This is a genomic window from Cryobacterium sp. 10I1 (assembly GCF_035019805.1).
GTDB classification, from domain to species: Bacteria; Actinomycetota; Actinomycetes; order Actinomycetales; family Microbacteriaceae; genus Cryobacterium; species Cryobacterium glucosi.
The window spans coordinates 1-14916 of sequence record NZ_JASJVF010000062.1 but is presented as its reverse complement, the minus strand read 5'-3'; the positions used below and the strand labels follow the sequence as shown (position 1 = coordinate 14916).

8 protein-coding genes are annotated in these 14916 nt (G+C 68.0%); 3 read left to right on the top strand and 5 right to left on the bottom strand.

Annotation, left to right across the window (positions count from 1 at the left end):
- A partial coding sequence (locus QN345_RS07975; RefSeq protein WP_323508554.1) for an ABC transporter ATP-binding protein occupies nt 1-706 on the top strand: 706 nt, incomplete at its 5' end.
- On the top strand, nt 703-1623 hold the full coding sequence (locus QN345_RS07970) for an ECF transporter S component (RefSeq protein ID WP_322189716.1): 921 nt from the start codon (nt 703-705) through the stop codon (nt 1621-1623). The genes QN345_RS07975 and QN345_RS07970, both read left to right, overlap by 4 nt.
- Here QN345_RS07970 and metH read toward each other — a convergent pair.
- Nucleotides 1511-5047: a methionine synthase gene (metH, locus tag QN345_RS07965; RefSeq protein ID WP_322189839.1), complete on the bottom strand. Its 3537-nt coding sequence runs from the start codon at nt 5045-5047 to the stop codon at nt 1511-1513. The genes QN345_RS07970 and metH overlap by 113 nt on opposite strands.
- Before the next feature lie 178 nt (nt 5048-5225).
- On the opposite strand from metH, the gene QN345_RS07960 reads away from it, so the two are divergent.
- Complete coding sequence (locus QN345_RS07960) at nt 5226-6008, top strand: alpha/beta fold hydrolase (RefSeq protein ID WP_322189717.1); 783 nt, start codon at nt 5226-5228, stop codon at nt 6006-6008.
- A 66-nt stretch (nt 6009-6074) separates the two neighbouring features.
- On the opposite strand, the gene pyk is transcribed toward QN345_RS07960, so the two are convergent.
- The 4 genes from pyk to lgt all read right to left on the bottom strand — a co-directional run bounded on the left by pyk (nt 6075) and on the right by lgt (nt 14763).
- The gene (pyk, locus tag QN345_RS07955) at nt 6075-7520 is read right to left on the bottom strand and encodes a pyruvate kinase (protein ID WP_134448728.1); all 1446 of its coding nucleotides are present in this window, start codon (nt 7518-7520) and stop codon (nt 6075-6077) included.
- A 106-nt stretch (nt 7521-7626) separates the two neighbouring features.
- Entirely contained in the window at nt 7627-9084 is a 1458-nt protein-coding gene (locus QN345_RS07950; RefSeq protein WP_323508553.1) for a glutamate synthase subunit beta, read from the bottom strand.
- Nucleotides 9077-13654: a glutamate synthase large subunit gene (gene gltB, locus QN345_RS07945; RefSeq protein WP_134561150.1), complete on the bottom strand. Its 4578-nt coding sequence runs from the start codon at nt 13652-13654 to the stop codon at nt 9077-9079. Before gltB ends, QN345_RS07950 begins: the two co-directional genes overlap by 8 nt.
- Nucleotides 13655-13779: 125 nt before the next feature.
- A complete protein-coding gene (lgt, locus tag QN345_RS07940; protein ID WP_416173107.1) occupies nt 13780-14763 on the bottom strand; it encodes a prolipoprotein diacylglyceryl transferase in 984 nt (327 codons plus the stop codon).
- Between the last annotated feature and the right edge of the window lie 153 nt (nt 14764-14916).

Genomic DNA, 14916 nt, shown 5'->3' with positions numbered 1-14916 from the left:
GACCGTCGTCGACGCGGTGTCACTCGAGCTGGCAGCCGGCGAGATCGTCGCCCTCGAGGGCCGGAACGGCGCGGGCAAGAGCAGCCTCCTGAATGCGCTCGCGCTGCCGTCGACCCGTGGCACCGTGATCGTCGCCGGGCAGGATGTTTCGGACATGCACAGGAGGAACCGGCGCCGGGCGGTCGCGCTCGTTCCGGAGAATTTCGACGACCTGTTCTTCGCTACGACGGTCGCGGACGAATGCCGCCGCAGTGACCGGTCGACGCGGCGACGAGCGGGACCACGCGCGGGCCTCGCACCGGGTTCCACAGCCGGGACGTTCGCGCGGCTTCTGGGGCACGACTCCGCCGCAGCAGCTCCCCTCCTCGAGCGTCACCCGCGGGACCTGTCTGCGGGCCAGCGGCTCTGCCTCGCGATCGCGATCCAGCTCGCGGACACCCCTGCCCTGCTGCTCGTCGATGAGCCGACCCGAGGCCTCGACGCCGCAGCCCGTTCGCTCGTGGGCACGGCGCTGGAACGCGCGTCCAGCCGGGAATCCGCGGTGCTGTTCGCGACGCACGACCACGACTTCACCCGGTCTTTCGCCATCCGGACCCTGCACCTCGAGGCCGGGTGCCTGAGTGCAGAGCTGTACATCGGCGCCGGGGCGTCGGGCGCAGCCTCAGCTGTCGGTACTCCGGGCCGTGACAAGCCGGTGACGCCGTGAAGCGCCGCAGCGGGCGGTGGACATCCGCGGTGTTGTGGTGTGGCAGCCTGCTCGCCGCCGCGGGTTTCGGCTGGCCGCTGTTCGCGACCGCCGTTCCCCGGGACGCGCAGGGCGCTGTTCCGTTCGTCGCTTTCGCCCTCGTGCCCGCCGTGATCGTCGCGCTCGCCCTCGTGGTGGACCGCGAGATGTACACCGCGAAGACGGTGGCCCTGCTCGGGGTGCTCGCGGCAGTGGGAGCTGCTGTCCGGATCGCGGGCACGGGCGTCGGCGGTGTCGAGGCCGTGTTCATCCTGCTGATCCTGGCCGGACGGGTCTACGGTGCCCGGTTCGGGCTGCTGCTCGGGCTGCTGACCATCGCCGTGTCTTCGGTACTCTGGGGCGGGTTCGGGCCGTGGACCCCGTTCCAGATGTTCGCCTGCGGCTGGGTCGGCGCCGGCGCAGCGCTGCTGCCGCGCGTGCGCGCCGACGGGCGACTCGGCCCGCGTGCCCGGGCACGCCTCGAGATCGCGCTCCTGGCCGGGTACGGCGTCGTCGCGTCCTACCTGTTCGGGCTCGTGATGAACCTGTGGTTCTGGCCGTTCGCCGTTGGAACGGGGACCGGCATCTCCTATTCCCCCGGAGCGTCCCTGGGCACGAACCTGGCCTCCTTCGGCCTCTACTCGCTCGTCACGTCGACGCTGACCTGGGACACCGTTCGCGCCGTCACGACGGTGCTCGGCATCTTCCTGGTCGGCCCGGCGGCCCTCGCCGCCCTGCGCCGGGCGAAACTGCCCGCCGCCAGGAGCGCGCCATCGCCGGGCGACGTTAGACCGAGAAGTACTTCGCTTCCGGGTGATGGAACACGAACGCATCCGTCGACTGCTCCGGATGAAGCTGCAGCTCCTCGGACAGCACGACACCCATCCGCTCGGGCCTGAGCAGTTCGACGACCTTGCGGCGGTCCTCCATCTCGGGGCAGGCCGGATAGCCGAGTGAGAAACGGGCGCCGCGGTATTCGAGCTTGAACATGCCGGCCACGTCGGCCGGGTCCTCGGCGCCGAGACCGAGCTCTGAGCGCACGCGAGCGTGCCAGTACTCGGCGAGGGACTCGGTCAGCTGCATGGTGAGACCGTTCAGCTCCAGGTAATCGCGGTACTTGTTCGCAGCGAAGAGCTTCGCGGTCACGCTGTCGACGTTGGCGCCGGCCGTGACGAGCTGGAGGGCGACGACGTCGACCTGCCCGGACTCGCGCGGACGGACGAAGTCGGCCAGGCACAGGTGCCGGTCCCGTCTCTGGCGCGGGAAGGAGAATCGCAACCGTTCGGTGCCGACCGCTCCGGCGGAACCGCCGTCGGGCGCGAGCAGGCCCGGCGTGCCGAGGCGCCCGTCCGGGTCGTCGCCGTGGTGCAACACCACGAGGTCATTGCCCTCGCTGTATGCGGGGAAGTAGCCGTACGCGACGGAGGCGTCGAGCATGCCCTCCGCGAGGATCCGGTCGAGCCAGTACCGCAGCCGCGGCCTGCCCTCGGTGTCGACGAGTTCCTGGTAGCTGGCACCGTCTTCCGCGCGGCTGGGTTTGAGGCCCCACTGGCCCATGAAGGTGGCCCTCTCGTCGAGGAACGCCGAGTATTCGGCGAGGGCGACGCCCTTGACGATCCTGGTCCCCCAGAACGGCGGAACGGGCACCGGGTTGTCTGCGGCCACGTCGCTGCGCACCGGCATGGCGTCCGGCTCGGTGACGGTGAGCAGGCTGCGCTTGTGAATGCGTTGTTTCAGCGGTGGCAGGCCGACGGATGCCGGGTCTGCGCCGCGGGCGATGGCCACGAGCGGCTCCATCAGCTTCAGGCCCTCGAAGGCGTCCCTGGCGTACCGGACCTGCCCCTCGAACAGTCCGGCGAGGTCTTCCTCGACGTAGGCGCGGGTGAGGGCCGCGCCGCCGAGGATCACGGGCCACTTCTTCGCGAGCCCCCGGTTGTTCAGTTCGAGCAGGTTCTCCTTCATCACGACCGTGGACTTGACCAGCAGGCCGCTCATTCCGATCACGTCGGCGTTGTGCTCCTCCGCGGCCGCGATGATCTCGTTGATCGTCTTCTTGATCCCGATGTTCACGACGTCGTAACCGTTGTTGGTCAGGATGATGTCGACGAGGTTCTTGCCGATGTCGTGCACGTCGCCGCGCACGGTCGCGAGGACCATCGTGCCCTTGCCCGCTGCCTCCGACTTCTCCATGTGCGGCTCGAGGAGCGCGACAGCGGCCTTCATCACCTCGGCGGACTGCAGCACGAACGGCAGCTGCATCTCTCCGCTGCCGAACCGGGCGCCGACGATCTGCATGCCGGCGAGCAGGTGCACGTTGACGATGTCGAGGGCGCTCATCCCTCCGGCGCGGGCGAGGTCGAGGTCGGCCTCGAGCCCCTTGGCCTCTCCGTCGATGATGCGTCGCTCGAGGCGCTCGCCGACCGGCAGGGCCGCGAGCTCGGCCGCGCGCTCGTCCTTCAGTGCGGCGGAGTCGACACCGGCGAACAGGTCGAGGAGCGCGGCCAGTGGGTCGTAGGTCAGGTTGCCGTCGACGTCGTACTCGCGGCGATCCCAGACCAGGTCGAGCGCCACCGTACGGCGGTCGTCCGGCACCGAGGCGAGCGGAACGATCTTGGCCGAGTTGACGATGGCGGAGTCGAGCCCGGCCGCTGTCGCCTCGTGCAGGAACACCGAGTTGAGCACCGACCTGGCCGCCGGGTTCAGCCCGAAGGACACATTCGAGACGCCGAGCGTGGTGTGGATGCCGGGATACTTCGCCTTGATCTGCCGGATCGCCTCGATCGTCTCGATCCCGTCCCTGCGGGTTTCCTCCTGGCCCGTGGCGATCGGGAAGGTCAGGGCGTCGACGATGATGTCTTCGACCCGCATCCCCCAGTCGTTCACGAGGGTCTCGACGAGCCTGGTCGCGATGCGCACCTTGTGCTCTGCGGTGCGGGCCTGGCCCTCCTCGTCGATGGTGAGGGCGATCACGGCGGCTCCGTGTTCCTTGACGAGCGGCATGATCCGGCCGAAGCGACTGCCGGGTCCCTCGCCGTCCTCGAAGTTGACCGAGTTCACGACCGGGCGTCCGCCGATGAGTTCCATGCCCGCCTGCAGCACCGCAGGCTCTGTGGAGTCGACGACGAGCGGCAGGGTCGAAGCGCTCGCGAGCCGGGAGATGACCTGGCGGATGTCGGCGACGCCGTCCCGCCCGACGTAGTCGATGCAGACGTCGAGCAGGTGGGCGCCGTCGCGGACCTGGGCGCGGGCGATGTCGACGCAGTCGTCCCAGCGTTCCTCGAGCATGGCGTCGCGGAATGCCCGGGAGCCGTTGGCGTTCGTGCGCTCCCCGATCGCGAGGAAGGCACTGTCCTGGTCGAAGCTGACGTGCTGGTAGAGGCTCGCCACGCCGGAGTCCTCTTCGATCGTGCGTGCACTGACGGTGGCGCCGCGCAAGCGGTCGACGACCGCGCGCATGTGCGCGGGAGTCGTCCCGCAGCATCCGCCGACGAGGCCCAGCCCGAACTCCTTGACGAACTGTTCGTGCGCCGTCGCGAGCTGGTCCGGCGTGAGCGGGTAGCTCGCCCCCGTCGCCGTCAGCATCGGCAGGCCGGCGTTCGGCATGCACATCACCGGAACGTGCGAGTAGCGCGCGAGATGGCGCAGGTGTTCGCTCATCTCTGTCGGACCGGTGGCGCAGTTCAGGCCGATCGCGTCGATGCCGAGGGGTTCGAGCGCCGTGAGCGCCGCCCCGATCTCACTCCCCATCAACATGGTGCCTGTGGTCTCCACGGTCACCTCGACGAAGATCGGCAGGCGGATGCCGGTCTCCGCGATGGCCTGCTTGCAGCCGTTCACCGCGGACTTGGTCTGGAGCAGGTCCTGGGAGGTCTCGATCAGGAAGGCGTCGGCACCGCCGCGAATGAGACCGACGGCCTGCTCGGCGAAGGTCGCCTTGAGGTGGGCGTATGTGGTGTGGCCGAGGCTCGGGAGCTTGGTGCCCGGACCCATCGAACCGAGCACCCAGCGCACCCGGCCGTCCCTGGACTCGTAGTCCTCGACGCTCTTCCTGGCGATCGCCGCTCCGAGCCTCGCGAGTTCCTCGATGCGGTCCTCGATGTCGTAGTCGGAGAGGTTCGACCAGTTGGCTCCGAAGGTGTTGCTCTCGACGGCGTCGATGCCGGTGTCGAGGTACGCGCCGTGGATCGCCTCGATCATGTCGGGACGACTCACGTTCAGGATCTCGTTGCAGCCCTCGAGCTGCTGGTAGTCGTCGAGGGTGGGGTTGTGCTCCTGCAGCATCGTCCCCATGGCGCCGTCGGCGATGACGACCCGTTCCTTCATCGTGTCGAGCAGGGCCTGCGACCGGGCCGGGCGCACGGCATCCGCGAATTCGGGGTGCTGCACGGCATCGGATCTCACTGTCAGTTCACTCACCCGTCTACAGTAGCGGCCCGGGCCAGAGACCTGGCCGCTCCCCGCAGCGCTCGCCCCGGCCGCCGGCGTGGTCAAATAGTGGACGATGAACACTCGAACAGCGCCCGCCCACCGCTTCGTCTACTCCGCGGACGGGGTCAACCTCGCGACCTACGAATTCGGTGATCCGTCGGACCCGACCGTGCTCGCCGTGCACGGCTTCGCGTCGAGCGCCGTCGCGAACTGGCACGCCACCGGCTGGACGAGGGACCTCCTGCGCGCGGGCTTCCACGTGATCGCGATCGACCAGCGTGGCCACGGCCTGAGCGACAAGCCGCACTCCCCCTCCGCGTACACGATGGACACGCTCGTCGCCGACGTGCAACAGGTCCTCGACGCCTACCTGCTCGACGAGGTCGCCTACGCGGGCTACTCCCTGGGCGCACGGGTCGGCTGGCAGGCGGCGAGGGAGCTCGAGGGGCGCGTGACCCGCGCGGTACTCGGCGGCATTCCGGACGGTGACCCGCTCACGCGGTTCCAGGTCGCCGATGCCCGCGCGCACATCGAACACGGCACCGAGGTGGGCGACCGGCTCACTGGCGCGTACCTCACCATGGCCAAGGCGTTGCCGGGCAACGATCTCGACGCGCTCGTCGCGCTCGTCGAGGGCATGCGCGGCGGTCCCCAGCCCGGACCAGACAACGCGCCGTCCCAGCCGCTCCTGTTCGCGACCGGGAGCGAGGATCGAATCCTCGAGGCTTCGCGGGCCCTCGCGGAGGCCACGCCTGCCGGATCGTTCTTCGAGATCCCCGGCCGCAACCACTTCAACGCCCCGACCTCCCGCGCCTTCCGCGACGCGGCCATCGCGTTCCTGGGCACGACGGACTGATCCCGTCCGGACACTAGAAAAGCCCCGCCGACCGAAACGGTCGACGGGGCTTTCCTTCCAACGGGACTACTGCTTGACGTATGCCGGAGCAACCTCGTTGTGGGCGTCGCCGATGCGGTGCACCCGGATGTCGTTCGTCGAGCCGGCGATTCCGGGAGGGGAACCGCTGATGACGACGACCTTGTCACCGAGCTGGGCCAGGCCCTGGCCGAGCAGGATGTCGTCGACCTGGCCGAACATGGAGTCGGTGTGCGTGACCCGGTCCACGAGGTACGTCTGCACGCCCCAGGTGAGCGCGAGGCGGCGGCGGATGCCGGGCTCAGGCGTGAAGGCGAGCATCGGGATCTTCGACCGCAGGCGGGACATCCGGCGGGCGGAGTCTCCGGATTCGGTGAAGATGCAGAGGAACTTCGCGTCGACGAATTCCGCGACCTCGATCGCGGCGAGGGTGATCGCCCCGCCCTGGGTGCGCGGCTTGTTCGTGAGCGGCGCGATGCGCTCCAGGCCGTGGTCTTCGGTGGATGCGACGATCCGCGCCATGGTCTGAACCGTGACGACGGGGTATTCGCCGACACTTGTCTCGCCGCTGAGCATGACCGCGTCCGCGCCGTCGAGAACGGCGTTCGCGACGTCGGACGTTTCCGCACGCGTCGGGACCGGGCTGTGGATCATCGATTCGAGCATCTGCGTCGCGACGATGACCGGCTTGGCCATCCGGCGGGCGAGCTCGACGGCGTGCTTCTGCACGATCGGCACGGCTTCGAGCGGGAGCTCGACGCCGAGGTCGCCACGGGCGACCATGATCGAGTCGAAGGCGTCGATGATCTCTTCGAGGTGCTCGACGGCCTGCGGCTTCTCGATCTTGGCGATGACGGGGACCTTGCGGCCCTCCTCTGCCATGATCTCGTGCACGCGGGTGATGTCTGCCGCGTCGCGCACGAAGGAGAGGGCGATCAGGTCGGTGCCGAGGCGGAGGCCCCAGCGCAGGTCTGCTTCGTCCTTCTCGGACAGTGCGGGAACGTTGACGGCAACACCGGGCAGGTTGATGCCCTTGTTGTTCGAGACCGGGCCGGCGACGATGACGCGCGTCGTGACGACGATGCCGTTTGTCGCGACGACCTCGACCTTGACCTTGCCGTCGTCGATCAGCAGGAAGTCGCCGGGCTTGACGTCGTTGGGCAGGCCCTTGTACGTCGTGCCGGAGAGTTCCCTCGTGCCGAGGACATCGTCCGTGGTGATCTTAAAGATGTCGCCGACGGCCAGTTCATAAGGGCCGCCCTCGAACTTGCCGAGCCGGATCTTCGGGCCCTGCAGGTCGACCAGGACGGCGACCGCACGACCGGAATCATTCGCTGCCTTGCGGATGTTCGCGTAGACGGCCTCGTGCACGGTGTAGTCACCATGGCTCAGGTTCATCCGGCAGACATCGACACCCGCGTCGATCAGGGCTCGAATTTGATCGTAACTGGCGGCTGCCGGCCCGAGGGTAGCGACAATTTTGGCGCGTCTCATTCTGAAAGTGCTCCGTTTTCCGCGCCGGGTAGGCGCATTCTTGTTCTGTGGTTCTGGAGGCCGCTTGGTGGCGTCCTCCGGCTAATCGCTCACTTCACAGGGACCGTTAGATGGCGAAGGCATGGTCGGTCGGTTTGACCGGAGCAGGTAGTTGTGTCTCACCTTCGAGGAATCGATCGACGGCGGCTGCAGCAGCACGACCTTCAGCGATCGCCCAGACGATGAGGGACTGTCCGCGACCGGCATCGCCGGCGACGAACACGCCCTCACGGCTGGTTTGGTAGTTACCGTCTCGAACGACATTACTCCGCCCATCGAGCGGCACGTGCAGCTGGCTGGTGAGCTCCGCCGATTCCGGGCCGGTGAATCCGAGTGCGAGGAGTACGAGGTCCGCGGGGATTTCACGTTCCGTACCCGCCTTGGGCACGCGCCGGCCATCGAGGTACTCGGTTTCAGCGACGCGGATGGCGCGCACCTCGCCGGCCTCGTTGGAGAGGAACTCGATCGTCGAGGCGAGGTATTCGCGGGTGCCGCCCTCTTCGTGGGCGCTCGAGACCTCGAACAGGGTCGCGGACATCGGCCACGGCTGGTGTTCGGGCCGTTCTGTGCCGGGCTGCCTGCCGATCGCGAGGTTCGTGACGGATGCCGCGAGCTGGCGGTGCGCCGTGCCGATGCAGTCGGCGCCGGTGTCGCCACCACCGAGGACGACAACATGCTTGCCCTCTGCGGTGATCTGGCTGTCGACCGTGTCCCCAGCGCCCGTGCGGTTCTGCTGCACGAGGTATTCCATCGCGAAGTGCACGCCGGGGAGGTCGCGGCCGGGGACGGGCAGGTCGCGGGGTACGAGCGCACCGGTCGCGACGACCACGGCGTCGTACCTGGCTCTGAGGTCGTCCCAGGTGATGTCGACGCCGATGTTCACGCCGGCGCGGAACCGGGTTCCCTCCGCCGTCATCTGCGCAAGGCGCAGGTCGAGGTGCTTCTTCTCCATCTTGAAGTCGGGGATGCCGTAGCGGAGCAGGCCGCCGATCCTGTCGTCGCGTTCGAACACGGCGACCGTGTGACCTGCGCGGGTGAGCTGCTGGGCCGCGGCGAGACCGGCGGGCCCCGATCCGACGACGGCGACCGTCTTGCCGGTCAGGCGCCCCGGCGGCTGCGGCTGCACCCAGCCGTTGGAGAAGGCCTGGTCGATGATCGAGACCTCGACCTGCTTGATCGTCACGGCTGGCTGGCTGATCGCGAGGACGCACGCAGACTCGCACGGGGCCGGGCAGAGCCGTCCGGTGAACTCAGGGAAGTTGTTCGTGGAGTGCAGGCGCTCGATGGCCTGCCTGCCTTCCTCCCGCCAGGTGAGATCGTTCCACTCCGGAATCAGGTTGCCGAGCGGGCAGCCCTGGTGGCAGAAGGGAACGCCGCAGTCCATGCAGCGGCCGGCCTGCCGTTTGAGAACGGCGGTGTCTCCCTGTTCGTAGACCTCTTTCCAGTCCATCAGGCGCACGGACACCGGGCGACGCGGCGGCAGTTCGCGCGCCTTCGTCGTGAGGAATCCCTTCGGATCAGCCATTGGTAACCTCCAGGATGCGGTTCCAGACGACGTCGCCGTCGGGGTCGAGACCCTCGGCGACGGCGTTCTGCCTGGTCGCCAGGACGGCGGCGTAGTCCCGCGGCAGAACCTTGACGAATGTGGACATGGTTGTTTCGAGATCCGACAGGAGAGCCGCGGCGAGCACGGAATCCGTCTGGTCCCGGTGTTGTTCGAGGAGATCGCTGACGATCTCCCTGTCGGCGCTTCCGAGCGGGAGAAGAGTGAGCTCCCCGGACTCGAGCGCCTGGCTGTTGACGTCCTCCGTGCGGAGTCCGTAGACGTATGCGGTGCCGCCGCTCATGCCCGCACCGAGATTGCGGCCGGTCTGGCCGAGGATCAGGGCGAGCCCGCCCGTCATGTATTCGAGGGCGTGGTCCCCGACGCCTTCGACGACCGCGGTCGCTCCGGAGTTGCGCACCAGGAACCGTTCGCCGACGATGCCGCGGATGAACATGCTGCCCTGGGTGGCGCCGTAGCCGATCACGTTGCCGGCAATGACGTTCTCCTCGGCGGAGAAGATGCTCGAACGGTCGGGGCGGACCACGATCTGACCGCCGGAGAGGCCCTTTCCGACGTAGTCGTTCGAGTCGCCTTCCAGCCTGAGGGTGATCCCGCCCGGCAGGAAGGCCCCGAACGACTGTCCCGCCGAACCGGTCAGCGTCACGTCGATCGAGCCGGCCGGAAGGCCGTTCTCGCCGTGCCGGATCGTCACCTCGTGGCCGAGCATCGTGCCGACGGCCCGTTCGGTGTTGCGGATCGGCAGGGCGATCTCGACCCGGCCGCCGTGCTCGAGCACGCTTCCCGCGCGCCTGATGAGCTCGTTGTCGAAGTGTTTGTCGAGTTCGTGTTCCTGGGGTCGACCGAACTGTCTCGGCTCGGAATCCGGGAAGTCAGGTCCGTCGAGGATCGGCGCGAGGTCGAGGCCCGCTGCCTTCCAGTGTTCGAGTGCGCCGTCGACGTCGAGGATCTCGTGGTGGCCGACGGCCTCCTGGAGGCTGCGGAAGCCGAGCTCCGCGAGATACTCGCGCACCTCCTGGGCGATGAACTCGAAGAAGTTCACGACATGGTCTGCCTTGCCCGTGAAGCGCTTCCGCAGCTCGGGGTTCTGGGTGGCGACGCCGACAGGGCAGGTGTCGAGGTGACAGACCCGCATCATGACGCAACCCTCGACGATCAGGGGCGCGGTCGCGAAGCCGAACTCCTCCGCTCCGAGCAGCGCGCCGATGATGACGTCCCTGCCGGTCTTGAGCTGGCCGTCGACCTGCAGGACGACGCGGTCACGCAGGCCATTGAGCATCAGGGTCTGCTGGGTTTCAGCGAGTCCGAGTTCCCAGGGCGTCCCCGCGTGCTTGAGCGAGTTGAGCGGGCTCGCCCCGGTGCCGCCGTCATGGCCGGAGACCAGGATCACGTCCGACAACGCCTTGGCGACGCCGGCAGCGACAGCGCCGATGCCGGACTGGCTGACGAGCTTCGTGTGGATGCGAGCATCCGGGTTCGCCCGTTTGAGGTCGAAGATGAGCTGCTTGAGGTCTTCGATCGAGTAGATGTCGTGGTGCGGCGGCGGTGAGATCAGACCGACGCCCGCCGTGGCGTGCCGGGTGCGCGCGATCCAGGGATACACCTTGGTCGGCGGCAGCTGGCCGCCCTCACCGGGCTTGGCTCCCTGGGCGAGTTTGATCTGGATGTCGTCGGCGTGCGACAGGTACATGCTCGTCACCCCGAACCGTCCGGAGGCGACCTGCTTGACGGCGCTGCGGCGCTGCGGGTCGATCAGCCGGTCGAGGTCCTCGCCGCCCTCCCCGGTGTTCGACTTGCCGCCGATCCGGTTCATGGCGATCGCAAGGGTTTCGTGGGCCTCCGGGGAGATCGAGCCGTAGCTCATCGCACCGGTCGCGAAGCGCGTGACGATCGACGCGACCGATTCGACCTCGTCGAGGGGTACGGGGTGCCGCTTGTGCGTGTCGAAGGTGAACATGCCGCGGAGCGTCATGAGGCTCTCGGCCTGGTCGTCGACGAGTTTGGTGTACTCGCGGAAGATGTCGTAACGGCCGGTCCTGGTCGCGTGCTGGAGCCGGAAGATCGTCTCCGGGTTGAACAGGTGCGGGGAGCCGTCGCGGCGCCACTGGTACTCGCCGCCGGTGCTGAGGCGTTCGTGCGCCGTGACCGCTGCATCTTCCGGGTAGGCCGAGGCGTGGCGTGCTTCGTTTTCCGCGGCGATGACATCGATGCCGATGCCGCCGAGCTTGCTCGTCGTCCCGGTGAAGTACTGGGCGACAAAGTCCTGGCTCAGGCCGACGGCCTCGAAGGTCTGGGCTCCCGCATAGGACGACACCGTCGAGATGCCCATCTTGGACATGATCTTGAGCACGCCCTTGCCCAGGGCCTTGATGACGTTGCGCACGGCCTTCTCGGGTGAGACGTTCGTGATGTACCCGCTGCGGACCAGGTCCTCGCAGGTTTCCATCGCGAGGTACGGGTTGACCGCTGAGGCGCCATAGCCGATCAGGAGCGCGACGTGGTGCACCTCGCGCACGTCACCGGCCTCGACGACAATGCCGACCTTCATCCGGTTCTCCGTGCGGATCAGGTGGTGATGCACGGCGGCGATCATCAGGAGCGACGGGATCGGCGCGAGATCCTTGTTGGAATCGCGGTCGGAGAGCACGATGAAACGGGCTCCGGCCTCGATGGCGTCGTCGACTTCGAGGCACATCGCGTCGATGCGGTTGGCCAGGGCGTCCGGGCCATCGTCGAAACGGTACAGGCCCCGGATGGTCGAGGTCGTCCGGCTGCCGGGGGCGGGGTCGATGTGCTGGATCTTGGCGAGTTCGTCGTTGTCGATGACCGGGAAGTCCAGGACCACCTGGCGCGCATGCTCCGGTCCGACGGACAGGAGGTTCCGCTCCGGCCCGAGTCCGAGCTTGAGGGAGGTCACGACCTCCTCCCGGATCGAGTCGAGGGGCGGGTTTGTCACCTGGGCGAACTGCTGGGTGAAGTAGTCGAAGATGAGCCGGGGCCGGTCGCTCAGAACGGCGATCGGCGTGTCGCTGCCCATGGCGCCGAGGGGTTCCCCGCCGGTGCGGGCCATCGGGGCGAGCAGGATGCGCACTTCTTCTTCGGTGTAGCCGAAGGTGCGCTGGCGGCGCACGACGGATGCCGGCGGGTGCACGATGTGCTCGCGCTCAGGGAGGTCCTTGAGGTTGATCCGGCCGGCGTCGAGCCAGTCCCCCCACGGTTCCATCGCGGCGAGTTCTGCCTTGATCTCGTCGTCCTCGATCAGCCGGCCCGCGACGGTGTCGACGAGGAACATCTTGCCGGGGCGGAGCCGGCCCTTGCGGACCACGCGGGCGGGGTCGATGTCGAGCACGCCGATCTCGCTCGCGAGCACGACGAGGCCGTCGTCGGTGATCAGGTACCGGCCGGGGCGGAGCCCGTTGCGGTCGAGCGTGGCGCCGACGAGGGAACCGTCGGTGAAGACGATCGCCGCGGGACCGTCCCACGGCTCCATCAGCATCGAGTGGTACTCGTAGAACGCGCGTCGTTCCTCGTCGAGCGCGGTCTGGTTCTCCCAGGCCTCAGGGACCATCATCATGACGGCGTGCGGCAGGGAGCGGCCGGAGAGGCTCAGGAGCTCGACGACCTCGTCGAAGGACGCGGAGTCGCTGCCGCCGGGGGTGACGATCGGCAGCAGCGGGGCGAGGTCTCCGAGCAGGGAGGATTCGAGCTGGGACTGGCGCGCGCGCATCCAGTTGCGGTTGCCCTGCACGGTGTTGATCTCACCGTTGTGCGCGATCATCCGGAACGGCTGCGCGAGCGGCCACGACGGGAAGGTGTTGGTCGAGTACCGGGAGTGCACGAGGGCGAGCTTCGAGACGAAGCGCGGGTCGGAGAGGTCCGGGTAGAAGGGTTCGAGCTGGAGGGTCGTGACCATGCCCTTGTAGACCAGGGTGCGGCAGGAGAGCGACGCGAAGTACGTCTCGAGTTCCCGCTCCGCGCGCTTCCGCAGCCGGACGGTCTGGCGGTCGAGCGCGATGTCCGCGACGCGTTCACCGTCGTCCTCCGTGCGCGAACTCTGGACGAAGAGCTGCTGGATCGCGGGCATGGCCGCCCTGGCCAGGTTTCCGACCTCGTCGGGGCGCACGGGGACTTCGCGCCAGCCGAGGATCTCGAGGCACTCCTCCTGGGCGATCCGGCCGATCTGGCGCTTGACGGCGCTGCGTTCGGTCGGGTCTGTCGGGAGGAACACGTTGCCGACGGCGTACCGCCCGGCGGCGGGGAGCTCGAATTCGACGACCTGGCTCAGGAAGTCGTGCGGGATCTGCGTGATGATGCCTGCGCCGTCGCCGGTTCCGGCGTCTGACCCAACCGCGCCGCGGTGTTCGAGGTTCCGGAGGGCGTCGAGTGCGATCGTGATGATGTCGTGCCCGGCGGTTCCGCGGAGTGTCGCGACCATGGCGAGCCCGCAGGCGTCCCGCTCGTCGGCAGGGTTGTACAGCCCCTGGGGCTGGGGAACGGTGCTGAAGCGGGAAAAGAGGGGTGACTGCGGCATGGGACCGTCCTCAGAGATAGCTGGCAAGTGGGGACGACGCTGGCCCGCGGGGGTGGAGATCATCTGCGTACAGTTGCGCGCCGACCCGTCGTACCGGGAGGGAGGCGGGAGCCGGGTGTACGGTCTCAGGCCTGGAGGCGCGGGTTGCTGGTGCTTGTGGCTGCAACGTCGCCCGATGCGGCGGGTTCGACGGCCTCATCACCGTGGTCCTCGAAATCCGTATCAAACTCTTCAGATTCTACCTCAGGGACGGGGCGCTTCCATTCCCGACCTGGGCGATAGACGCTGACTTCGAGTCCGGGGTGCCTGCGGCCCTGCACCACGATGAGGATGATGCCGAGGACCACGGCGATGATCGCTGCCCAGACGTTGGTGCGGATTCCGAAGAAGATCTCGCTCGGGTCGATGCGGATCGATTCGAAGAACGTGCGGCCGAGGCCGTACCAGACCAGGTACACACCGAAGGCGCGGCCCCAGCGGAGCGTGATCCGGCGTTCGATGAGGAGGATGACGATCACGCCGATCGTGTTCCAGATCATCTCGTAGAGGAAGGTCGGGTGGAACAGGGTGCCGGCCGGGAGCCCGACGGGGAAGGCCGGGTTGGTCGACGGCACCTCGAGGCCCCAGGGCAGGGTCGTCGGCAGGCCGAACAGTTCGGTGTTGAACCAGTTGCCGAGGCGTCCCATCGCCTGCGCGATGAGCATTCCGGGGGCGAGGGCATCCGCGAAGGACCAGAATTTCACGCCGGAGATCCGGCAGCCGATGTATGCTCCGACGGCCCCGCCGATGAGCGCACCGAAGATGGCGTTTCCGCCGTGCCAGATCGCGAAGACCTCCCAGGGGTTCGCACCGGCGTAGAAGTAGTCGGCAGGGTGGGTGAGCACGTGGTACGCCCGGGCGCCGACGATGCCGAGCGGAACGGCCCAGAGGATGATGTCGAGCACGACGCCCGGCTCGCCGCCGCGATTGCTGAGGCGCCTGCTCGTCATGACCGTCGCCGCGATGATGCCGGCCAGGATGCACAGCGCGTACGCGTGGATCGGGAACATACCGAGGTTGAAAGAACTCCACTCGGGGCCTGGGCTCGGAATGCTCAGCAGAAAAGACACCTGGGTATTACCTTTCGTAGCGGGGAAGCGTGGGAGCTCGCCTCGGTCAACTTACCCTAAACGGTCGCGTGCCCTAAACGGCGGCGCGGTCGCAACCGTGCTCATCCAGTCGGGAACGCTGCACGTCGGCGACTCGATCGTCGCCGGAACGGC